Source organism: Rhizobium sp. SG570 (assembly GCF_012275345.1).
In the GTDB taxonomy this organism is placed as follows: domain Bacteria; phylum Pseudomonadota; class Alphaproteobacteria; order Rhizobiales; family Rhizobiaceae; genus Rhizobium; species Rhizobium lusitanum.
Map to the genome: position 1 here is coordinate 174,186 of NZ_JAAZQI010000010.1, position 23,664 is coordinate 197,849.

Here is a 23,664-nt window from a genome sequence, read left to right on the forward strand (position 1 = left end):
ACGCAATCAGGAGAGCCCCGGCAGGCGCGGCTCTTCATGCGTCACGACCTCGACCAGCGCAGCCTGCCCATGAGCGACCTTTTCGATGGCGCGAAGCAGGGCTGGACGCAGCTTTGCCGGCGACGTGACGCATTCGCCATAACCACCGAGCGCCTCCGCTATCGGCGCGTACCCGCCCGACATTCGGTTCGCGCCGTATTTCCCGGTTGCAATCGGCATGCTTGCGGCATAGCCGCCAAGGACATTGTTGCGCATCACGACGGTCAGGATCGGCAGACTGCAGCGGATCGCCGTTTCGAAGTCTATGCCGACCATGCCGAACGCCGCCTCGCCCATCAGATTGACGACCGTTGCTTCCGGGCGTGCCAACTTGGCACCCAGCGCGAAGCCGAGACCGCTGCCTAGCTGGGTTGTCTTGCCCCAACCGATATAACTGCCCGGCACTGACGCCTCATAGAAAGGGCTGAGCTGGTCGCGCGGATTGCCCGCATCATGGGTCACGATCGTCTTTGCCGGATCGACCGCTCGCATGATCTCCCAGACCACGCGATAGGGCGAGATCGGCTCGCTGTCCGCCGTCAGGAATGGCACCCAGCGTTCCATGAAAGCCGTTCGGATCGAGCGAATCTCACCGGCGATATCGCCACAATCCGTGGCAGTCAGCCCCTCAGTTCTAACGTGGGCGATCATCTGCATAAGCGCGGCACGAACGTCGCTGACGACCCCCTGAGCAATGGGATAGTCCTTTCCGAGATCGCCCTCGTCGATGGTGACCTGCAGCACAACCTTGTCCCTGGCGATCGGCAGGATGTAGTGGGAACGCGTTAGGCTTGTCCCAAGCGCCAGCACGACATCCGCCTTGTCCATGAAGTGATCGATTGTAGCGGGCCGCGCCCGCCCAGCGGTTCCAAGTGCCAGCGGATGGTTCTCCGGGAAACCGCTCTTGCCGTTCGGCGTCGTCATGACAGGGATTCGCAGCAACTCGGCAAATTCAACGAGCTCTTGTGAGGCCGAACCGGCCAGCACGCCCTGACCGGCGAAGATCACGGGGCTCTTCGCCGCCAGCAATGTATTCACCAGCTCGGCAATTTCACCGGCATCCGCCTGCGGCACGCTGCGGCGTGGCCTCTGATAGAGATTAAGGGAAGGATCAAGCTTCTCTGCAAGAAGGTCGACCGGCAGTTCCAGAAGCACGGGAGCCGGACGACCATTACGGACACGGGTGATTGCGGAATGCATCAATTTTGGCAGATGCTCGACGCGGCTTGCCGCCTCGCACCATTTCGTAATGTGGCGGAAATTTCGGCTGGCCTCGAAATTTGGTGCCACCGCCTCAGAACCGCGGGGATAGCCGGTCGGCAGGAAAAGAATTGGCGCACGATCATTATAGGCCTGAGCGATGCCACCGAAGGCACTTTCGGCACCGGGGCCATATTGTACGGTGACGACTGCGAGTTCCCGACCTGCCGTGGTGCGCGCGTAACCTTCGGCAATATTCACTGCGACCCGCGGCGTTCTGGTGATAACAGGCGGAATGTCGAGATGGGCCGACGCATCGAAGAGTTCGCTGTTTGGAAAGCCGATGATCTGCTTCACGCCCTCCTGCTTGAGGATGGAAGCGACGACTTCCGCGCCGTTCATTTCCTTCATGACCTGCCTTTCCTCCCGTTTCTCTACCGGCACGACGTCCTTCCCATTCCCGTCACGCATCGCGATTGAAGGTCTCGTGGTTGTCGAGCCAGTGGCGGGCAATATCTTCCCGGCGCATGAATGCAGCACCCGGTGTCTTCTGGACATGCTCGATGACATCGCGCAGGCCGGAGGCACGGTTTGGCTGCCCCATCCAGCGAGCATGGACGCCGATCGTCAGCATGCGCCCGCCTGTCTCCTCCGCTTCTGAAATCATGTAATCGATTGCGGAGCGGCAATCCTCTGCGAAATCGCGTGGATTGCTGTAGCCCGGTGCAATCAGATATCGGCTGTCGTTCAGCGTCTTGGAATAGGGGACCACGAGAAGTCGTGTGCCATCATGATCGATGAAATAGGGAAGATCGTCGTTGCAGGGGTCGGAATAATAGAGGAAGCCGCCCTCCTTCACGATCAGATCGCGGGTGTTGACGCTCGGGAAGGATCGACAATTCCAGCCCAGCGGCCGCCGGCCCGTCAACTTCCGATAGAGCGCGATCGCGTCGTGCAGCTGGCGTTCTTCATCCGCGCGCTCGACCGTCGAATATTCGCTCCAGCGCAGACCGTGGCCGAGCAAGTCGTGGCCGCGGGCATTCATCCACTCGACGACGGCAGGATTCTTCTCCAGCGCAACGGCACAGGCGGACACGGTGATCGGAATGCCAGTACGATCAAAGAGGCGCGCCAAGCGCCAGACGCCGGCGCGGCTGCCATATTCGAAATGAGTCTCGGTGCCCAGATCGCGGACCGGCGGGCTGTTTGGAATATTGTATTCGCCCCAATTGTCGTTGCGGCCATCCTCAAGCCAGGAATATTCCGCGCCTTCCTCGTAGTTCAGCACCAGGTTAATCGCGAGCTTGACGCCATCGGGCCAGCTCATGAAAGGTGGCCTCGGGCCATAGCCGATGAAATCGCGTTCCTGGCGTTCCGTGTTTTCCAGTTTGGCCAGTGCGGACATCACTTCTTCTCCTCGGACACGCCTTCGTTGGCGATGATCCAGTCCATGTAATCGTGGAAGGCTTCCTTGCCGGCGCGCGGGCGCCAATCGGTGTCGCGCTCGATGCGGGCGAGGTCATATTCTCCCCACATCCCGTCCTTCAGCGTCGCATCCTGGATGACATTGGCGGTCTCGTGTGGGCTGACCTCGACCTGCAGAGTTGGCACGCGCTCTCTCGCCCATTCAACGATGTCGCCTGTCGTCGAGATGCGTCCGCTGCCGATATTATAATGGCGATAACGAAGGCGCGGCGCCTTCAGCAATGCGATGACGGCATTGGCGACGTCGGCGGAGTGGATATAGTCGCCGACCGATTCCAGGCTGTTTGGCCGGACCACCTCGCCCGCCAGCGCCATGTGTGCCACCTTGTTCGGGACATGGCGGAAATTGCGGCTCTCGGTCGCGCGGTCCATAGTGCCATAAACCGAGGCCAGGCGAACACTGAGCGACGACATGCCGAAGAGGTCGGCATAGCGGTTGACCACCATCTCCGAGGCGAATTTGGAGATGCCGTAAAGTGTCAGCGGTGCGACATAGCCGTCCTCCGGTAATGGCTCGCCGGCCCAATCCGGTCCGTGATGGCGATAGACCGAACCGGAGCTGACATAGATGAAGCGCTTGACCGAGGGGCGGCTGCGCGCCCAATCCAGCATGTGGACCGTGCCCATCAGATTGACGTCGACGATCTTCGCCGGCTCCTCGGCTTCCGGCTGACGCTTGGCTTCGGCAGCGCTGCCACGGGAGATCGGCGTGATCGTCGCGCCATGCACAATGACACTAATGTCGTGCGCATCGAGCGCAGCCGACCATTGCGAGGGGTCGCAGATGTCAGCTATGATGACCGACAGCCGATCGCGCACAGGCGCGAAATAGCGCTCTGCCATGGCATCGAGACCGGAGCGATCGAGGATGACGGCGCGGGCGGCGGGATCACGATCCAGCCAGGTCCGTGCCACGACGCTCATGACGAAGCCTGTGCCGCCGGTAACGAGAAGGGTCATTTCAAAATCCTATCCAGATCGTTGCAATCAATGGTTCAACGCACCGCATAGCCGCCGTCGACGAGCAGGTCGGTACCGGTCACGAAGGAGGCGTCGGCAGAAAGAAGAAAGGCCGTCGCCGCCGCGATCTCGTCCGGCTTGGCGATCCGGCCAAGCAGATGCGCAGGGCCGAGCTGCCGGTCGGCTGCCTCGAGATCCGGCCAGCGCTGGAGCAACCGGGATGTTGCCACCGCGCCCGGCGAAAGACTGTTCACACGGATGCCATCATCCGCGTGATCGATCGCCATGGCCTTGGCGAGATGGACAAGACCGGCCTTGGCTGCGCAATAGGCCACCGCCTTGCCCGTCGCCACATGCGCGAACTGCGAAGCGACAAGCACCACCGAGCCACCGCCGGCCTCAACCATCAGCGGCAAAGCGAACTTGGCGGTCAAGAAAGCCCCCGTAAGGCTGACATCGAGTTCGCGGCGCCATTGCTCCTCGCTGAGATCGACCACCGTACCGTCCAGCGACGGTGCCGCGGCATTGTGGACCAGGCCATCAAGCCGCCCGAACCGATCTCGCACCCTGCCGAGCGCACGCTCCATCGAGCGGCCGTCGGTCACATCGCAACCGACGGCGATGGCGCTTGATCCGAGTTCTGCGGCCAGCAGATTAATGAGGCCTTCCGTCTGATCGGCACAGACCACGCTGGCGCCTTCGGCGACACAGCGCCGTGCAATCGCTACTCCGATGCCGCTTGCCGCACCCGTGATCATGACGATCTGGCCCGCCAACCTCGACAGCGATGGATCGGACGCGGTCGTCATGATGCCAGTACCGAGGAAAGGCCTTGTTTCGGCGGGAAGGGTCGCAGGCGCGGAATGAACTGGCCGCGACCGGGCCGAGACAGAACCTCTCCGTCATTCCAGACAAGCTCGCCGCGCGAGATCGTCATGACCGGCCAGCCACGCACCGTCTGCCCCGCGTAGGGCGTGTGGTCGGTGGCGTGATGCAGCATGTCGTTGTGGATGGTGACGGTGCGGTCCGGATCCCAGATAGCGATGTCGGCATCCGATCCAACCGCGATCAGGCCCTTGCGCGGATATAGGCCGAAGAGCCTTGCCGGAGCTGCGGAGGTCAGCTCGACGAACTTCTGCAGCGACATCCGCCCGCCATTAACGCCGGCCGAAAAGAGTAGCGCCAACCGCGTCTCGATGCCGGGAATGCCGTTCGGAATACGGTTGAACGGCGTGTCCGGCCCACCGGCGATCTTGTCCGCATAGTTCCACGGCGAATGATCGGACGAAAAGACCTCGAGCGTGCCGTCGAGAATGCCGCGCCAGATATCCGGCTGGTTCGACTTGTCGCGCGGCGGCGGCGTGCATACGCATTTCGAGCCCGAGAGATCATGCGTGTCGATATCTTCGGCCGAAAGGAAGAGATATTGCGGGCAGGTCTCGGCATAGATCGGCAGTCCCCGCGCCTTGGCGCGGCGGATCTCCTCGACCGCGCCGCCGGCCGCCACGTGGCTGACGAGGATCGGCGTTTCAATCAGCTCCGACAGGCTGATGGCGCGATAGGTGGCCTCGCGATCGCCAATCGCGGAATGGGCCTTCTCGTGGTAACGCAGCTGCGTCTTTCGGGCGGCGATGAATTTTTCCGTCAGCCAGCGGATGCAGGCGTCGTTTTCCGCATGCACCATCACCATTGCGCCGTGCGATCGAGCGACATCAAGGACGTTCAGCACCTCGTAGTCGTCGAGCTTCAGCCCGTCATAGGTGAGGTAGATCTTCATCGAGGTGCAGCCCTCGGCGATCAGAGACGGGATTTCGTTGCGCAGAACCTCCGGAGAGGGATCGCCGACGATCAGATGGATGCCGTAGTCGATATGCGCTTTCGGCCGCGCGCGCTCGTGATAGTCCGTCACGATGTCCCGAAGGGACTGGCCGCGCATCTGCATGGCGAAGGGAACGACGGTGGTCGTACCGCCGCATAGGGCGGATAGCGTTCCGGTATTGAAGTCGTCTGCCGTCGCCTTGCCTTCCCAGGGCTGCTGGTCCATGTGGCAGTGGCTATCGACCCCGCCAGGCAGCACGAGCCGCCCTTCGGCCGAAATCTCCTGCCGGCCTTCCGCCAGGCCTATGCCGATGGCGGCAAATTTCCCGTCGCGGATTCCGATGTCGGTCTGAATGGTCTCGGTCGGGAGAACCACCTGTCCACCGCGAATGACGAGATCGAAGGAAGTGACTTTGGTCATTGTTTCACTCCGGAAGCCAGGCAATCGGGTGCCGCATCCGCCATTTGCGGTTCGCTCTTGCGCCGCAGGTTGAAACATGCGCCTACCGACACCAGCGCGGCGCCGCTGCCGAGCATGATGAAGAGCGCATAGGGCGCCACGTAATCCATGAGGCCGGCGGCGACGCCCGGCGTCATGACATTGCCGATCGAATACAGCAGCAGGAGGCCGCCCGACGCCGACACCATATGCCGGCTATCGATCTGCGAATTGGCGAAGGCGATGCCGACGGGATAAATGGTCAAGGCGGTCGCGCCGTAGAGGAAGAAGAGCACGAAGAGCACCGGCACATGGGTGTCGGCGAGCATGATGATGCCGCCGCAGAGCGCTGCGGCAAGCACGCCCTGGACGAGAAGCATCCAGCGGCGATCGAGCCGGTCGGACAACCAGCCCACCGGCGTCTGGGCAAGCATGCCGCCCATACTGAAGGCCGTCACCAGGCCGACCGTGGTGGCAGCGGGAAGCGCGATCTTGGCGCCGTATAGCGGCGTCAGCGCGAAGACGTTCATATTCGTCATGCCGGCCTGAAAGACGGCGATGATGGTGACGGGTGCCAGAATGACAAGCTTCCACAGGCCATACCGCTGATCTGCGGCCGACACATCGACCTGCAGTGGCCGGACAGTGCGAACCGGGAGCGCCGGCCACGGGCGCCCCGCGAACCGGCAGTAAAGGGTGCCGGCCGTGATCGTCAGAGCCCCCATTAGGAAGAGATACGGCGAATGCGGGCCTGCCGCCTCGACCATCAGCTGGCCGAAGAGCACGGCGAGCGAGGTCATCATCATGTAGAGCGAGAAATAGGCGCCGCGATTGCTCTGGTCGGCGTAGAGGTTGATCCAGCTTTCCGAGACGACGAACAGCACCGCCATGGCAAAGCCGTTGAGAAGACGCAGGACAAGCCAGACGGGGGTGGCCATCGTTGCGATGTAGCCGAAGCCGGTGAAAGCGGCAAGGAAACTCACCAACAGAAAGGTACCGCGATGACCGGCGCGGGCGACCAGAAAACGCGCCGCCAGGCAGCCGGCAAGAAAACCGACGGGAAACCCGGTCAGGAGAAGCTGCACGACGCCGGGATCAATACCCGGCAGGCTGAGACTGAGCGAAACCGAAGTCGTCAGCAGGCTGTTTCCCGTGCCGATGACGCAGATCGCCACCATGACAGGCACGAGCGCGCGGAAGCGCGCCGCCTTCTTCCAGAAGCTCGCCGCGATGGAGGTCTCGGGACTCATTCGTTCCCCCCTGTCGCCACGACGTAGATCGGCCGCTCGGCGCGCAGCCGTTCTTCCTCGATATGGCAGGCGATCTGATGCGTCTCCGACATCTGCCGGATCGGCGGCGCGACGGTGTCGCAGATGGCGCCGACCTTTCGGTGACAGCGGGTTGCGAAACGACAGCCGGCCGGCACGTTGACCGGGCTCGGCGTTTCGCCGGTCAGTCGGATTCGTTCGCGCGGCGCTTCGTCGAGATTAGGGCTGCGGATCGCCGAAATCAGCGCTTCGGTATAGGGATGCGTGCCGCGACCGAACACCTCCTCGACCGTACCCTGCTCCATGACCTTGCCGAGGTACATCACGACGACCTTGTCGGCGACATGCCTGACCAGTGCCAGGTCGTGGCTGATGAAGAGCATGGTGGTGTGCTTCTCCTTCTGGATATCGAGAAGGAGCGTCACGACCGCCGCCTGCACGGAGACATCGAGCGCTGATACCGGTTCGTCGGCGACGATGAGCGACGGATCGGCAGCAAAGGCGCGAGCGATCGCGATGCGCTGCTTCTGGCCGCCCGAGAGCTGGTTCGGCTTCCTATCGGCAACCATCGGCGAGAGCCGCACCATCTCCAGGAGTTCGCGGACTCGTTCTTCGATAGCGGCCTTGCCCTTGCGGATGCCGAACTTCTTGATCGAACGGCGGATGGAAAAGGCTGCCGAGTGCGACGGGTTGAGCGTGCTGTCGGGATTCTGGAAGATCATCTGGATCGATTGCAGCATGTTGCGCGGCCGCTGCCGGGCTTGCAGCTCGGCGATATTTTCGCCTGCCATGCGGATCGATCCCGACGTGGCGCTGTCGAGCCCTGTGACGATGCGGGCCAAGGTCGACTTCCCGCAGCCGGATTCGCCGACCAGGGCGACGATCTCGGCCTTGCGCGCGCCGAAGGAGACGGCCTCGTTGGCCTTGACGGTCTTGTCGGCGCCAATCCTGTAGAGCTTCGTGACATCGGAGAGCGCGATTGCCTCTTCCTTCGGCACGACCTGGGCGCGTTCAACGGGGAGGCTTCGGATCGACCGTTCCATTTCCGGCCAACGGGCGCAGCGCACCAGATGGTCGGCACCTGCCTCGGTCAGCGCAAGGCCGGGGTTGTCGCAAAGGCCGGCGGTAAATCCGGCACAGCGCGGCGCGAAGAAACAGCCTACCGGCCGCTCCTGCGGCAGAGGGATATGGCCGGGGATCGCGGCCAGCGCGCGGCTGTGCTTGCCGCTGCCGATATCGGGAATGCAGTCGATCAACCCCTGCGTATAGGGGTGGCGCGGCCGGCGGAAGAGATCGCCGGTCGTGCCCTCCTCCACCATCTCGCCGGAATACATAATGCCGACACGGTCGCAGGTTTCGGCGATCAGGCCGAGATTGTGCGAGATGAAAAGCAGGCTGGTGGAGTAACGGCGGCGGAGCTCGCCGATCAGGTCGATGACCGCAGCTTCGACCGTAACGTCGAGACCCGTCGTCGGCTCGTCGAGCAGCAGCAGCGAGGGCCGCGCCAAAAGTGCCATGGCAATGACGACGCGCTGCTGCTGGCCGCCCGACAGCTGATGCGGATACCGCTTCAGCATGTCGCCGGCATCGGGCAGGCGAACGTCGTCGAGCATGGCTGCAGCCATTTCCATCGCTTCGGCCTTGGTCGATCCGAGATGCAGCAGCGGTACTTCGGCCAGTTGCGACCCGATCGTCTTGACCGGGTTGAGCGCGCTCATCGGATCCTGATATACCATGGCGATGCGCCGGCCGCGGATCGCGCGCAGCTCCCTTTCCCTGGCGCCGACGAGTTCCTTGCCATCGAAGCGGATGCTGCCACCCGCGATCACGCCGGTATTGCCGAGATAGCCCATGATCGCCATGGCCGTTGTGCTCTTGCCGCAGCCGGATTCCCCGACGAGGCCGTAGCTCTCGCCCGGGCGAACGCTGATGGATAGCTTCGGCACCGCAACGACTGTCTCGCTCTTGCCGCGGAACTCGATCCTGAGATCCCTGATATCGAGCAGCGGTTCTAGCTCGGAGTTTGGAGCATCGGACATTGCGGCCCCTTGCAGGTTGGAGACAGAGAGGTTCATGGCTTCCATGCCTCGCGCATGCCATCGGCCAGCAGATTGAAACCGAGAACGAGGCTGACAAGGGCGGCGGACGGAATGAGCGACATCAGCGGCCAGACATTGAGGACGGTGACGCTTTCCTTGACCATGCCGCCCCAATCCGGGTTCGGTGGCGGAAGGCCAAGGCCGAGGAAGCCGAGAATGCCGATGGTGATGATCGTATAGCCGATGCGTAGGCAGGCATCGACGATCAGCAGGCTGCGGCAATTGGGCAGCAGTTCGACAAGCATGATGTAGAGCGTGCTCTCCGCCCTGAGCTTGGCGGCGGCGATATATTCCTGCTCCTTGAGGCCGAGCACGAGGCCGCGGGTGATGCGGCCGATGCCAGGCGACGAGGCGATCGTCGTCGCGATGACGATATTGAGCACCGAAGGCCCGATATTGGCAATCAGGATCACGTAGATGACGAGGACGGGGAAAGCGAGCACGATGTCGGAGAAGCGGCTGATCAGCGTGTCGATCCAGCCGCCGTAGTAGCCGGCGACCATGCCCATGGCGATGCCGACGATCATGGCGACGGCAACCGACAGCGGCGCGACGAAGAGCACGGTGCGCGCACCGAAGATCAGGCGAGCGAGCACGTCGCGGCCCAGAATATCAGTGCCGAGCCAATGGGTGGCCGATGGAAAAGGATTGCCCATCGCCATCACATCCGAATCCGTCGGCGACGGCAGCGGCAGGACGGGCGCGAGCACCGCGGCTGCGACCCAGAAGACGACGAGGAAGAGACCGACGATCGCAGTCTTCGAATGAAAGATTCGCATCCAGTTCGGCCGCGCGGCGCGCTTGGCGGCTGCGACCTTGATCCCGTCGATATTGTCTTGAACTGCCATGGCCTATTTCACCCGGATACGTGGATCGAGCAGCATGTAGCCGAGATCGCCAAGCAGCTGCGTGACGACGGCGACGGCGACGGTGATCAGCGTTGCAGCTTCCAGCGTGGCGATATCGCCGAAGAGGCTGGCGTCGAGGATCAGCCGGCCGAAGCCGGGGTATGCAAAGACAAGCTCGGTGACGACAACACCGCTGATCAGAAAGTTGATCTGTAGAAGCAGCACTGTGAAAGGCGCGATCATGGCGTTGCGAAGTGCATGGCCGAGCACCATGCGGCGGGTGCTCATACCCTTCAGCACGGCGGTGCGGATATAGGGCCGTTCCATGACGCCGATCATGGAGACGCGGATCATGCGGGCGACGTAGCCGAAATCGTAGATCACGAGAACCGCGACCGGCAGTACGAATTGATAGGGCACCGCCCATCCGCCGTCATTGTTGAGCGGGCTCGTTCCAGGCAGGACCGGCCAGAGAATGACGAAGAGGGTGACCAGGAAGACACCGGATGCAAACTCGGGAATCGACGTGAAGGTGATGCAGATGACCGACAGCGTCCGATCAAGCACGCCGCCCTCCTTCAGACCCGAGAGGATGCCGAAGATGATCGACAGCGGCACAATCAGAAGGAAGGCCAAGCCGGCGAGGATCGCCGTATTGCCGAGCCTGCTCCAGATCACGTCGTTGACCGGCAGCTTGTTCAGCGTCGAATAACCGAAGTTGCCGAAATACTGCGCCCCGCGCGGATCCTTGAAATTGAGCCCGGTGCTTGGGTCCTGCAACGGATCGGGGATTGCGCCGACGAGGACGCCAAGCCAACGGCCGTAGCGGACGATCAGCGGATCGTTTGCCTTCAGCTTCTCGCTCAGGATATCGACCTGCTGCTGCGTGGCAAATGGACCCAGAGATTTGCGAGCCACGCTACCGGGCGTGAATTCACAGACGGCAAAGACCAGGAATGACGCACACAGCATGGTGAGCAGCATCATGATCAGCCGTTTCAGAAGGAATTTCGACATTGCACCATCAGTCCGATTTTCTCACATGGGCCGGCAGACGGTCGCCCTGATATTGCGGGCGACCGTCCAGAGGCTTGATCAGGCGGAGATCGCGTATTGATGCGCGAAGATGTACTGCGAGGGATGGAGCTCGAAGCCCTCCACCTTCTTGTCCATCACGGTCGAGAAGACGCGCCAGAAGGGCTGAACGATCGGCCCGTCATCCTGCATGATAAGCTCGATCTTCTCGATCACCTTGCTGCGTTCCTTCGGATCGAGGATGCCCTCGGCCTGGGTCAGCAGCTTGTCGAATTCCGGATTGGCATAGTGGGATTCGTTCCAGGCAGCGTTGGAGCGGTAGGCGAGCGACAGCGTCATGATGGCAAGCGGACGATGGCCCCAGGCCGTCAGGCTGAAAGGCGCTGAAGTCCAGACTTCCCAATACTGCGCGCTCGGCAGCGACTTGATGTTGATCTTGACGCCGATATCCGCGAACTGCTGGGCAAGCACCTGGGCGGTGTTGAGCTCCCAGATCGGATCGGGACGCGTTACCATGTCGAATTCGAAGCCGTTGGGATAGCCGGCGTCGGCGAGCAGCTTCTTTGCCTTCTCGATGTTGCGCGGATATTTCGGCAGCGGCGCATATTCGGGATGCGACGGCGCGACATGATGGTCTTCGGCCGGCGTGCCCGCGCCCAACAGCGATGTCTGGATGACCTTCTCGCGGTCGATGGCGAAGCGCATGGCCTGGCGGACGCGCTTGTCCTTGAACTGCTCGACTTCGGGATGCATGCGGGCGACGACTGTCTGCGTCGTCTCAACCTTGTAGACCGCCACATGCGGGAAGTTCTTCATCGAGCTGATCTGGACTGCGTCGGCTTCCGACAGGCCATCGACCTGCTTGGAGGCCATGGCGGCAATGCCTGCGCCCGGATTGTCGCCGAGATCAACGAATTCGAAGGTCGAGAGATAGGGACCGGTGCCCCAATAGTCGGTGCGCGCCTTATACTTCGCACCCTTCCCAACAGTGTATTCCGTCATTTCGAACGGGCCCGTGCCGTTGGCGTCGGCGCCGAAGGAGCCGTTGTCGGCCGGATCCAGGATGAACATCGGATAATGATAGAGATGTTCCGGAACAGCGATTTGCGGTGCGTAGCAGTTCAGGCGGACCGTGTAGTCATCGACCTTCTCGATGGCATTGTCCGACCAGAGCTTGCTGGACTTCTTCGGGTTGCCCTTGTCGTCCTTTTCGCCGCCGTCATACTCCTGCACCAGGTAGCCGGTGAAGAGACCGAGAACCGACGAGCCGACCTTCGGGTCGCTGACGCGCTTCAGGTTCCATACGACGTCATCCGCATTGAGTTCGCGGCCGCCCTTGCGCCACTTGACGCCCTTGCGGACATGCAGCGTCCAGGTCTTAAGGTCGTCGCTCACATCCCATTTTTCGAGAAGGTAGGGATGGGTGATATTGTTGCGGTCGGTGAAGGTCAAATATTCGCATACCTGGCGAATGACGTTCGATTTTTCAGCGAAGTCCGCCAGATGTGGATCCTTGATTTCCATGCAGCGCATGCCGATGCGCAAGTTGCCGCCCTTAGGCATGTCACCCGCCTTGGCGGCGCTAGAAGACTGCGGAAGACCTGCCAGCGAATAGGCGGCCGCCGCGGAGAGGCCGAGGAGCGTCGATTTGCGCAGGAAATCCCTGCGATTGATGCTTCCTTCTGAAAGTTCGTTGATAAGCGTCGGAATATAGGAGTGCTGATTCTTGTCCAAGACTGTAATCTCCGAGTTCGTGCAAACTGTTCCCATGATCGTTCTGAACGCGAAGCGGCGCAGTGACCTGCGGCTTCGACCTGCGCGGATCTGATGTCCGTTTTCGCCGTCGACCCAAACTTAGTGGCAATAGCCGCAAGACAGAATGCACTGAGACGACGCGAAATATGCGTGATCCGACATATTGTTGCGCCGCACCGACGTGGATTAATCTTCGGAAAGCCCGGCGCGCGGCCAAGGCCAGGCGGCATCAACGCCGGCGGCTAGCCGCCGGCGTCTCGCCGAAATGCTGGCGGTAAAACCGACTGAAATGGGAGGGCGTATCATAGCCGCAGACGCTTGCTATATCCGCAACGCTTAGGCCGGTATGAACCAGCAGCTCCTTGGCCCTTGCCATGCGTAGATCGATGTAGAATTGCGATGGACTTTTATGCAGATGGGTCCGGAACAGCCGCTCCAGTTGTCTTGGCGAGATGCTGACGCTATCGGCAAGTTCGGAAATCTCGATCGGATCGGAAAGGCTGCTTTCCATGCGGCGGACGACGAAACCCAGCTTGGCGTTTCTGATCCCGAAACGATCCTCGGGCACCATGCGCTGCGCGTCATCCTGCCGCCGCATGCGGGGGTGATTGAACTGATCAGAAATCTGCTCCGCAAGATCCCGCCCCTCGATGGCAGCGATGAGATAAAGCATCATGTCCAGCGTGACCGTGCCGCCCGACGATGTTATCAGCCGCCCATCGACGGCGAAGATATCGTCGGTTGCAAGGCAGTTCGGGAATTCGCCGCGGAAAGCATGCAGCGATTCCCAATGGATCGCACATCGGCGGCCCTCTAGCAATCCCGCCCGCGCCAGGTAAAACACCGCCGTGCTGACGCCGCCCAGCACGCAGCCTTCGGAATAGATGCGGCGCAGCCAAGAAAACAGGGCAGCATCGTAGCCATCCGAGTAATTGACGCCCGCGAAGACAAGCAGGATATCGCATTTCGGGGCCTGCGCCATGGAGTAATCGGCGGGAAAAGCAAGTCCGCTGCTGGACTTGGCATCGGCTCCGTCGGTCGAAATCAGCACCCATTCAAAGGCCTTGCGCTTGACCAGCCGGTTCCCCTGACGCAGGGAATCAAGTGCGGCGGAAAACGTCATCAATGGATAATCGGTCGCAAGAAAGAAGCCGATCCGGACTGGCCGTTCCGTGTGCTTCAACTGGCTGAAAGAGAAGAGCTGTCGGGTCATGCGACCAGATATACCGCATCACTTTACGATGGGAAATCCGACGTGATGCAAACCCGTCCCGGGTGGGTACTTATGGGTAATTGCAAGCTCCGCCGGACGGATACGAAGCTGGCGCTGGCTCCGCTATTGAAGGATTCGAGCCGCCCGAAATCAACATCGCGATCGATAACGATAACGTTGTTGTCATGAAGCGCAGGCGCAATAGTGGAGCCATTCGCCTTCGGCCGGCGATGACACGCTTGGCCGAACAAATAGTCTCTTACTTTGAGTGGTGAAGCATCGGTTCGAGCTCAGAGTCAAAAAAGCATCCCGGTGAACTCGACGAATTACAGCACCCGCACGCGCGCTTCATCACTCATTTGTCCGTCGGTCAGGGTTGAGTCGACCTGCTCTCCACAGTCGATGAGGCGAATTTTCTTCGTAGCCGAGCTTATCGAAACTTGCGACTTCGAGTATTAGTCCCCACGGCGCCCGAAGGTAGATCCAGTTGAAGCCCGCCAAAGGCCCTGTTTCCACCAGGTTGGGGCCGTCAAGCATTTCGATGCCCTGCGCACGCAGGCGCTCCTCCGAAGCATGCACATCTTCGACTTCAAAGCACAGGTGCATGCCGCCGACTTCCGACGGCCGCTTGGGTCGTGAGGCTTCTTCCCCGTCATATTCGAACAGCTCGACGCTCGTTCCCTCGCCACAGCGCAGAAAAACCAGGTCGCGAATGGTTGATTGCGCAGATGCGCCGAGCTTATTCTCCATGAAATCCTGATTGACATCGAACGGCCCGGTGCGGAAGACCTCGATGGCACCGAAGACAGCTTGGAAGAACGCGATGCCTTCGTCGATATCTGGTACCGTGATGCCAATATGGTGCATGCCATAGATTTTGTCCGTCATGTTATCGTCCTCATCGCAATGCGGGTAAATGACTGAAACTTTGATGTTTTGTGGCTCGCACGTCTGATCTATCGGGAGACCTCTCGTCTGCGCACCGTCGAATAGATGAGCGCGGCGACAACAATCAGGACACCCTGGAAAAGATACTGATAAGTCTGTGTAAGTCCCAAGAACGTCACCGCGTTGAGGACTTCGGTGAGCAGGACGGCGCCAAGTATCGTTCCGATGAACGTCCCGCGCCCGCCCGTTAGGCTAGTTCCGCCAAGAACCACAGCCGTGATGCTGGAAAGCGTGTAGTTGATGCCCTGACGAGGGTCGCCGACGCCAATCTGAGTCATCAGCATTACCGCGCCGAGGCTGGTCAGCAATGAGCAGGCAATATACCCCATAATGAACGTCAGATCGACCCGAATGCCGGTCCTGCGGGAGGAGTGCTCGTCCGAGCCGATTGCCCTCAAGCGCCAGCCTGCCTTCGTTCGGCGCAGTATATATTCCCCAACCCCGGCGACAGCCACCAGCGTGAGGAAAGCAACAGGGAACGGACCCCATTGCCAGTTGACCCAATCCGTGACGGCGGAGCTTATGTAGCCATCCGGGTTGTCGCGCAGAAGGAAGCTCAAGCCTTGTATAGCGATATACATGGCGAGCGTCGCTGCGATGGGCGTAAAGTTCGCGAAACGTATCAGGACCCCGTTAATTGTCCCGGTAATGAATGCGCCCGCGAACATCAGCAGGAATCCTGCCAACATCATGACCGCAGACTTGTCGTCATTGATGAAGAAGGACGCGACGACGACGAGGAAGCCGGCAAGCGGGCCGACAGAGAGATCGATGCCGCCCATTAGCAATGCTACCGTCTGCCCCATTGCGATGAAGCCAAGTGCCGTTGCGAGGAGGAAAATGTTGTAGATATTGTAGAACGAAAGGAAGTTGTCGTTCTGCCCGTACACAAAGAGTCCGAGAAGGACTGTGACGAGAGCCAAGGGGACGGCCGGTGCATTATCGGACTGCAGGAAATGCGCGATCCCACTTGTTTTCGATGCCTTGACCCTCGAAGCGCTTCCGCCGCCGTGCGTTTCTGCCTTGACGGCCGCCGCTACTATGCGCTCTTCCGTGACTTCGTTACCGACTAAAGTCTCGACGAGATGTCCTCTCGACATCACGACCACCTTGTCGCAGAGCCCCTCAAGTTCGACCGCGTCGGATGAATTCACTATAACGGGTGTCCCCGAAGCCGACACTTCCCGGAGAATGCGGTAAATTTCAAACCGCGCCCCAACATCTACGCCCTGCGTCGGTTCATCGGCAATGATGAGGCCCGGCTCCGACAAAAGCGCTCGAGACATTACCACTTTCTGTTGGTTTCCGCCGGATAGCGACAGAATTGGCGCTTCCATGCTGGGAGTTTTTACCGCCAATTCACCGAAGATAGACTCGACCTGAGCGAGTTCCTTTTTTCGGCTAATGATTCCGCCGACCGCAAACTTCTCAAGCGCCGAAAACGTCGCGTTTTCGCGAACAGTCAAGCCGCTTGCGACACCTTCAATGTGCCGGTCCGAAGGCATGAAGGCGGCTTCGCGCAGCAATTCGTGCTGATTGAGCACGCGACCGCGCAGAGTAATCGTACCCTCCGTCGGCTGTAACCCGGCGAGCACGCGCATAAGCTCCGGCTGCCCGTTACCCGCCACGCCGGCAACGCCGACGATCTGGCCGCGGGGCACATCAAAGCTCACATCCGTTAGATCCTTCGAGTTCGCCCCGGCGATGGAAAAGCTTATCTCTTCGGAAGCCCGTTGAGACTTCGGCGGAAATGCTGCCTTGAGCGTGCGCCCCACGATGAGGCTCACGAGATCGGCATCGCTGATGTTCCGCACCAGTTCTGCACCGCGGACGCGTCCATCGCGCAACACAGTGACCCGGTGGGCGATCTGTCTAAGCTCAGCAAGACGATGTGTAATGTAGATGACGGAGGTCCCGGCCCCGACAATCTCACGGATTCGATCAAACAACATGTCTGTCGATTCCTGATCGAGAGAGGCTGTTGGCTCGTCAAGAATGAGAACCTTCGGCTTGAGTGCGAGCGCTTTTGCAATTTCGAACAAATGCTTCTGCGCCACCGTCAGGCTATCGGCGCGCATGCGTAGCGGCACCCGCAGCCCAACCGTATCCAAGACCTGCTGCACGACCTCTTGTGGTGGCCGGCCCGAGAAAACGGATGCGGGCAACGCCACCCGTAGATTTTCCAGGATAGAGAGGTCTTCGAGAATGGCGGGATGCTGAAAGCAGATGCCGATGCCGTGAGACTTCGCCACCTCAGGAGTCATTTGATGGATGGGCTGCCCTTCGAAACTGATCTCTCCTTCCGTCGGCTGAAGTGTTCCCGAGATAATATTCATTAGCGTCGACTTGCCGGCACCATTCTCGCCGAGAATCGCATGCACCTCGCCTGGGTAGAACTCGACGCTCACATCGCTGAGTGCCGGAACGACCGAGAAATACTTGTAGATGCCAGCTAGTCGGATGACCACGTTTCCCGTGCCCGCCTCGATCTCTTTAACCCCTAGTTCCGCCATATCCTGTTATCCGTCTTGGGAAGCCTACCCGGAGGGTTTTCCCTCCGGGGAATTTCATGCATGTATTTCGATCACCGACCGACGACCTTGGCTTGATCTTCGGCCGGGAGCTCAGAGGACATGTAAATCGCGCCTGGCAAATCCTTGCGGCACAGAACCGTATTCGGCTTGCCCGATACAGAGTCCTCGAAAGCCGGCGCCTTGAAGATCGCGTCCTTCGGCTTCTCGCCGCCCGTTGCAAGTGCGACGGCCCATTGTACAGCGAGCCTCACATTGTCATTGCCAGTCGCGACCGTGAACAGCTTGAAATCCGGATTACTTGCTTGGTTGTCATGCCAGAAGCAGCCTAGCGAATTGCCGTCGGAGGTCGCGAGCGCGGGGATCGACTTGCCCTGCTTGGTGAATGTGGGCAACGCGCCAACCAACGACGGGCCGAAGTCGGAGACGATGACGTCGATCTTGGCATTCTTGGCAATTTCCGCCGTCAGGACCTTCTGGGTCAGCGCCGGATCCCAGTTGGTGACATCGAAAGGCTGCGCATTGACGAAAACATATTCCGGACCCAAAACGCTCTTCAGACCCTTGAGTTCGTCCAATCCCTGACTGTTACCTGCCGGTCCGCTCAGGAACAGCACGTTTCCACCCTTCGGAAGGACGCTCTTGATCCATTTGCCCCAGGTCGCCCCGTCGTTTTCGAAGGACGAGCCAATGAACTTGGAATAGTTCACACCCTCCTTGCCGCCGACTGCCACGCGATAGGGCACGATGATCTTGCCCGACTTAAAGACACTGGTTATCGCCGGAAGCACAGCGGGGCCGGCGTCACCGAATACCACGAGCGCATCAACGCCCTTCGCTGCCATGCTCTTGATGTCCGAGATGGACTTCTGTGTGTCGCCCTGACCGTCCGCATATTCGTACCTCGTGATGCTGGGGCAAAGCTCCACCGTCTGCTTACCAGAGGCCGTCGTCACCTGCCGCCAACTGTTGCCGCCGTAACCGTCGAGCAGCGCTAGCGTTGCCTTCTTTGGTCCGCACCAGGAAGGCGCCTCAGCTTTGGCCAGGTTGGCGCTGCCGAGTGCCATAACCGCCGCCCCAACGGAGACGGCTAAGCCCTTCGCAAAATTAGAATATTTCATTTCTTCTCCTCCACATTTTTTGTTCCAGCCGCTTGTCTTACGTTTACGCTCCAGCGGAGTGAGTAAACACCGATGCCAAAACCCAGAGCCAAGGCCTGAATGATGGTTTGAGCCGAAAACGGAACCCCGACTGAGAGTGCGAATTGGCTCAATTGGTTAAGGAAGAACGCCGCGATTACCGTCGAGATCGGATATCCTCGCCCGCCGAGGAGCGAGGTCCCGCCAAGAACCACGACCGCAACGGATGGCAGCAGCAGGCTGTCACCCTGAAAGGCAGTCGGCTCGCGAGTGATGCCAGCGATCAGAATGCCGGCCAGGCAGTAAAGAAGCTGCGCGTAGACATAAGCCATCATCCGGTGGAGACGCACACGAAGCCCGGCGGCTCGCCCCGCCAATGGATTGGCGCCAATCGCCTCAAATCTCCGCCCGACCACTGTCTTCTTGAGCAAGAACGAGACGATGGCGGTGGCACCAAGCGCGAAGTAGACCGAGTTCGGAAGCCCCAATGTCTCGCCGCCTGCAATCTCGGCGAGAAGGTTCGTGGTGATCGAGGGAACACCACCGGATGTCGCGAACACTGCTCCATAAAGCAGGGCGTTGGTACCGATCGTTGCAATGATAGCGTTCAGCCGAAAGAAGCTCGCGAGGATGCCGTTCAGGAAGCCCGCGACGAGGGCGAACGCGATCGCGAGCAACACGGCTTGATAGAGCAGCCCATCATCCTGATGTGGATGATGCGTCGAAACGACCACAGCAAGCGAAACAGCTCCGGGGAGCGAGAGATCGAAACCACCCTGTTGCACAACCAGTAACTGCCCCAAGCCAACGATGGCAATGGTCGCCGCAAAAGGCAGACTTCCCGATAGCGCCCCCCAGGAAACGCTCGAAGGCGCGAAGAGCAGGCACACGACGAGAAGAACGAGTGTCGAGAAAACGACTGTCACGAAGCTTCGAGCCAACGGCGTTGACAATATTGTCTCCCTGGGAAGTGCATTTGAAGCAATGGGGGTAGCGTTCGTCATCCAAGTCCGCCTTTCACACTGATGTTCGCGGCAACACCCTCGCGCCCCCGACGCAAAGGCCGCGCAGCGCGTTCGGTAAACGCCAAAAGAGATGTCAGACCGGTGTCAGAGTTCGCGGTTGCTATCCGGCCAATCTGCAGCCGATCCGGCACTTTCTGACCGGTCACACCGTCGACGAGGCAACAGCTTTACGCGAGCCTTTGGCGCTTCCGCGTGGTCAAAATAGTATCCGCTACAGGCGCTTCCTGCTTCTGCGAGCCAATTGCGAATACAGTCCCAGTTGAGTGTGCCTACCGCTTTCATGTTCCCTCCTCCTCCTCAGAATCAGCTGCTGCAGAGATGCAGACCGTCCGATTGCAGTTGCCCTATCCGCGAGCGCCGATCGTTGGTCGCCATTCGTAGATGCTGATGCTCGAATAGACTTCGTGGAGGACAAAAGGATCCTCCGCACTGAACCGACGCATCTCTTCGAGTGAGACGACATCCGCTACGACTACTCCACCGCTGCCTTTGCCGGCTTCGTCGAGGATCGGTCCGGATTGGACGATGCAGAGTCGGCCCGATCGCAGATGGCGCTTGTGATCCTCCAGATAGGCCGCGCGTGCCGCCGCCTTTTCGGGATTGGAAATAGCGACGCGAACCGCAAGCATGACTTCTAGCTCCTCACCAGCCAAATCGTCCTTCCGTCTCCCCCGACATGCGGACATTCCAAATATCCCAGAAGTAATGGTAGACGGAGTAAAGCTAAAGAAAACAACGGAATTATCCATTTTGGACTTCTGGATAACTGCTCGGTTTCCCACCGAAATTCGTCGAGGCGCCGCCGGTCGACAGTGCCCCGCCATAACTCATGCGGCCCTCGGCGCGTCTCCACGGAAAGCGCGTTCGAGCAAGTCGGTCAATGCGCGCTTTTCGAGTGTGCGGGGGTTCCAATAGGCGTTCGACATCGCGCGATCGACGGCGGCCTCGACACTGTCATCGGGCATCCCAAGATCCTTCAACGACATCGTTGCGCCGAGCCCACTGGCGAGGTCGAAAAGTCCTGCAGCCGGATCGGCAATACCGAGAGCCTTGCCCAGCCGAGCCATCGCCGCCGGCGTCGCGGCGGCGTTGTAGGCCACCGCATGCGGCAGGACTGCCGTGTGCATCTGCGCATGCGGCAGATTGAACATGCCCCCCAGCGTATGACAGAGCTTGTGGTGCAATGCCATGCCGACGGAGCCAAGGCAAACGCCGCAAAGCCAGGCGCCGTAAAGCGCATCCGCGCGGGCGTCCTCATCTCTCGGGTTCGAATGGATGCGCGGCAAGGCGCGGGCGATCGCCCCGATCCCCTCTTCCGCCATGAGCGAGATGATCGGATTGGCCTCCCTCGCGTAAAGCGCCTCGACGGCGTGGGCGATCGCATTGATGCCGCTGGTCACGGAAAGGGAAACGGGCAACGTCAGCGTCAGATCGACGTCGTAGACGATGACTTCCGGAAGAATTCGCGGATCCGACTTCGTGACCTTGCGGCCGCTCTCGGTCTCGCCGAGGATCGGCGTGGCTTCCGAGCCCGCATAGGTGGTCGGCACGACGATCTGCGGCAGATCGGTGCGAAAGGCGATGGCCTTGCCGAGGCCGGTCGTCGACCCACCTCCAATGGACAGCAGCGCATCGACGGCATGTTGTTCTACAAATCGCATGGCATCGGCCGTCACCTCGACGGGGGTATGCATCTGCGCCTTGGAATAGGTCGCGACGACGTTGGATCCCATATGCCGCGCGATATCAGCCGCCTGCTCGGCTTGCTCGGGCGTGGAGAGCACAAGAATGCGTCGCGCCTTCAGCCGTTCGGCCTCTTCGGGAAGGCGCGCGACCGTGCCGCGCCCGAAGATGACCCGGCCGGGATTTCCATTGTAGACGAAGTTTTGCAATTCCTCGCTCCTATCGTGTCTGACAAGGCCGTGCGAGCACGAAGTCATAGTCCGAGCGCCAGAGCGTGTTGCCGCTCTCGACACGCGTGAACGGCGCGACAAGCGTCTTCTTGACCCCGAACACTGTATCGGAATTCAGATAGGGATCGCCACCGACGAAGGTGTGCGTCACCAGCTTCTGGAACCCTTCCGCGCGAACCATGTAGTGCATATGCGCCGGCCGATACGGGTGGCGGCCGAGGCTGTTCAGCATCTTGCCGACCGGCCCGTCATCGGGGATCGGATAGGAGACGGGCTTGATGCCGACGAAGCTGTAGCGTCCATCCGCGCCTGTCATGAAGACGCCCCTGTTGTTCCACTTCGGTTGGATATCGGGCTGCTGGACGTCGTAATAGCCTTCCGCGTTGTCGGACCAGACGTCGATCTTGGCTCCTGCGACCGGATTGCCATCGAGATCGAGCACGCGTCCGATGAAGAGACAGCTTTCGCCCTTGCCGTCCAGGCAGATCTGATCGCCCATCTGGCGAACGGGGCAGCCCTCGACATGGAAGGGGCCGAAGACCGTGTTCTCGGTGGCGCCGGGCGGACGCCGGTTATTGATCGCATCAACCAGCATCGACAGGCCGAGCGTATCGGACAGAAGGATGAACTCCTGCCGCTCCTGCGTGCAGATCTGCCCGGTCCGCGTCAGAAAATCGATGCCAAAGTCCCATTCATCCTGGGTCAAGTTGATCTCGCGTGCGAAGTTGTGGAGATGCTTGACGAGGCAAGCCATCACCTCTGCTAGGCGCGGATCGACATCCCTGCCCATTCGGGCGTTGACGGTCGCGACCGAGTTCTCCTCGGTGAAAAAGCCGGACGGCGACGTGCTCGCGCTCGCTTGCTCGGACATATGCTGCACTCCTGACATCCTAAGGTATGATCCGATCCGCTCGCAGCCGATCGAACGCATCTGTGAACGAGCTTGTCGTATCCTGATAGTCGAGAAAGCCGAGCTTGCGGCTGCGGCCCATGTCATTGAACGTCTCGATCTGGCGACCGAGATCCGCATCCGAATGCCAGAAAGAGGCCACGCGCGAGAGCGCGTTCGGCTGGAGATCGAACTCCTTGACCATCTCGTCCCAGATCGGCCCCGCTCCGGCCATCTGTTCTTCCAGCGGCGTGGGTACTCCCGAGTAAGGCGCAGCTTCGAGACCGAAGTAATTCGCGAGGCGCGGCCAAAGCCATTTCCAACGAAACACTTCGCCGTTGACGACATTGAACGCGAGGTTGGCGGCTGACTTCGTCGTCGCTGCCCATTTGAGATGTTTCGCTAGCAGCCTGGCATCGGTAACGTCCGTTGCCGCCTGCCACTGCTCGGGCGAACCGGGGAAGACGAAAGGCCGGCCGGTTTCCCGGCAGATGGAGGCGTAGACCGCAAGTGTGGCAGCCATGTTCATCGCGTTTCCGACCGCATAACCGATCAGCGTATGCGGGCGATGAATGGACCAAGTAAAGCCGTCCCTCGCGGCGGCAGCAAAGATTTCGTCTTCCTGCACATAGTAGAAGTTTTCTCCCGGCAGGCGTTCCTGCTCCTCGCGGAACGGCGTTTCCGGCTGCGTCTTGGCGTAGGATTCGAAGGGGCCAAGGTAATGTTTCGTGCCCGTCGTCAGGGCAACATGCTCCACCCCTCGCCCCTGCAAGGCATCGAGCACATTGCGAACGATCGCACCATTGACCTCGCAATTCTTTGTCTCGGTCTCCTGACGCGACCACGCGGTGATGAAGACATGGCTCGGTTTCGCTTCCGTCAACGCCGAACGAACGGAATTGGCATCGACGAGATCGCAGCTCAATGTCTTCACGCCTGCGATCGGGCTTCGCGACCGAGACAGGCCCGATACCGTCCAACCGTCTTTAGTCAGAAGATTTTCGGCGAGATTGCTTCCGGTGATCCCGGTAACGCCGACTATAAGTGCGTGTTTGTTCAT

At 60.4% G+C, this 23,664-nt stretch carries 19 protein-coding genes; all 19 read right to left on the reverse strand.

Annotation, left to right across the window (positions count from 1 at the left end; all coding sequences use genetic code 11):
- Positions 1 to 6: 6 nt before the first annotated feature.
- The 19 genes from FHT28_RS20700 to FHT28_RS20790 all read right to left on the reverse strand — a co-directional run bounded on the left by FHT28_RS20700 (position 7) and on the right by FHT28_RS20790 (position 23,664).
- Positions 7 to 1,650 (reverse strand): thiamine pyrophosphate-requiring protein, encoded by a 1,644-nt coding sequence (locus tag FHT28_RS20700; RefSeq protein WP_052212833.1) that lies wholly within the window; start codon positions 1,648 to 1,650, stop codon positions 7 to 9.
- Between the two features lie 52 nt (positions 1,651 to 1,702).
- Positions 1,703 to 2,644 (reverse strand): allantoinase PuuE, encoded by a 942-nt coding sequence (locus tag FHT28_RS20705; protein ID WP_047563132.1) that lies wholly within the window; start codon positions 2,642 to 2,644, stop codon positions 1,703 to 1,705.
- Positions 2,644 to 3,684 carry an NAD(P)-dependent oxidoreductase gene (locus FHT28_RS20710; RefSeq protein WP_113102779.1) on the reverse strand — a complete coding sequence of 347 codons (1,041 nt, stop codon included), beginning with the start codon at positions 3,682 to 3,684 and terminating at the stop codon, positions 2,644 to 2,646. The genes FHT28_RS20705 and FHT28_RS20710 overlap by 1 nt, the downstream gene beginning before the upstream one ends.
- A gap of 35 nt (positions 3,685 to 3,719) precedes the next feature.
- Positions 3,720 to 4,493: an SDR family oxidoreductase gene (locus FHT28_RS20715; protein WP_168597210.1), complete on the reverse strand. Its 774-nt coding sequence runs from the start codon at positions 4,491 to 4,493 to the stop codon at positions 3,720 to 3,722.
- Positions 4,490 to 5,923: a dihydropyrimidinase gene (gene hydA, locus FHT28_RS20720; RefSeq protein WP_168597211.1), complete on the reverse strand. Its 1,434-nt coding sequence runs from the start codon at positions 5,921 to 5,923 to the stop codon at positions 4,490 to 4,492. The genes FHT28_RS20715 and hydA overlap by 4 nt, the downstream gene beginning before the upstream one ends.
- The gene (locus FHT28_RS20725; RefSeq protein ID WP_168597212.1) at positions 5,920 to 7,191 is read right to left on the reverse strand and encodes an MFS transporter; all 1,272 of its coding nucleotides are present in this window, start codon (positions 7,189 to 7,191) and stop codon (positions 5,920 to 5,922) included. Before FHT28_RS20725 ends, hydA begins: the two co-directional genes overlap by 4 nt.
- The gene (locus tag FHT28_RS20730) at positions 7,188 to 9,248 is read right to left on the reverse strand and encodes an ABC transporter ATP-binding protein (RefSeq protein WP_348645005.1); all 2,061 of its coding nucleotides are present in this window, start codon (positions 9,246 to 9,248) and stop codon (positions 7,188 to 7,190) included. Before FHT28_RS20730 ends, FHT28_RS20725 begins: the two co-directional genes overlap by 4 nt.
- Before the next feature lie 32 nt (positions 9,249 to 9,280).
- Positions 9,281 to 10,156, reverse strand: coding sequence for an ABC transporter permease (locus FHT28_RS20735; RefSeq protein ID WP_037198026.1), 876 nt, complete (start codon positions 10,154 to 10,156; stop codon positions 9,281 to 9,283).
- A gap of 3 nt (positions 10,157 to 10,159) precedes the next feature.
- Positions 10,160 to 11,173: an ABC transporter permease gene (locus FHT28_RS20740; protein ID WP_037198025.1), complete on the reverse strand. Its 1,014-nt coding sequence runs from the start codon at positions 11,171 to 11,173 to the stop codon at positions 10,160 to 10,162.
- 78 nt (positions 11,174 to 11,251) lie between these two features.
- Entirely contained in the window at positions 11,252 to 12,925 is a 1,674-nt protein-coding gene (locus tag FHT28_RS20745; protein ID WP_037198024.1) for an ABC transporter substrate-binding protein, read from the reverse strand.
- Between the two features lie 250 nt (positions 12,926 to 13,175).
- The gene (locus FHT28_RS20750; RefSeq protein WP_113102782.1) at positions 13,176 to 14,159 is read right to left on the reverse strand and encodes a GlxA family transcriptional regulator; all 984 of its coding nucleotides are present in this window, start codon (positions 14,157 to 14,159) and stop codon (positions 13,176 to 13,178) included.
- A 351-nt stretch (positions 14,160 to 14,510) separates the two neighbouring features.
- Positions 14,511 to 15,047, reverse strand: coding sequence for a VOC family protein (locus FHT28_RS20755; protein ID WP_051963744.1), 537 nt, complete (start codon positions 15,045 to 15,047; stop codon positions 14,511 to 14,513).
- Positions 15,048 to 15,115: 68 nt separating this feature from the next.
- Entirely contained in the window at positions 15,116 to 17,620 is a 2,505-nt protein-coding gene (locus FHT28_RS20760) for an ATP-binding cassette domain-containing protein (protein ID WP_168597214.1), read from the reverse strand.
- A 71-nt stretch (positions 17,621 to 17,691) separates the two neighbouring features.
- On the reverse strand, positions 17,692 to 18,759 hold the full coding sequence (locus tag FHT28_RS20765; protein WP_037198022.1) for a substrate-binding domain-containing protein: 1,068 nt from the start codon (positions 18,757 to 18,759) through the stop codon (positions 17,692 to 17,694).
- Complete coding sequence (locus tag FHT28_RS20770; RefSeq protein ID WP_080760703.1) at positions 18,756 to 19,781, reverse strand: ABC transporter permease; 1,026 nt, start codon at positions 19,779 to 19,781, stop codon at positions 18,756 to 18,758. Before FHT28_RS20770 ends, FHT28_RS20765 begins: the two co-directional genes overlap by 4 nt.
- Positions 19,782 to 20,146: 365 nt before the next feature.
- Positions 20,147 to 20,431, reverse strand: coding sequence for a YciI family protein (locus FHT28_RS20775; RefSeq protein WP_047563120.1), 285 nt, complete (start codon positions 20,429 to 20,431; stop codon positions 20,147 to 20,149).
- Between the two features lie 198 nt (positions 20,432 to 20,629).
- On the reverse strand, positions 20,630 to 21,694 hold the full coding sequence (locus FHT28_RS20780; RefSeq protein ID WP_246704909.1) for a maleylacetate reductase: 1,065 nt from the start codon (positions 21,692 to 21,694) through the stop codon (positions 20,630 to 20,632).
- Positions 21,695 to 21,704: 10 nt separating this feature from the next.
- The gene (locus FHT28_RS20785) at positions 21,705 to 22,586 is read right to left on the reverse strand and encodes an intradiol ring-cleavage dioxygenase (protein ID WP_168597216.1); all 882 of its coding nucleotides are present in this window, start codon (positions 22,584 to 22,586) and stop codon (positions 21,705 to 21,707) included.
- 19 nt (positions 22,587 to 22,605) lie between these two features.
- Complete coding sequence (locus FHT28_RS20790) at positions 22,606 to 23,664, reverse strand: SDR family oxidoreductase (RefSeq protein ID WP_168597217.1); 1,059 nt, start codon at positions 23,662 to 23,664, stop codon at positions 22,606 to 22,608.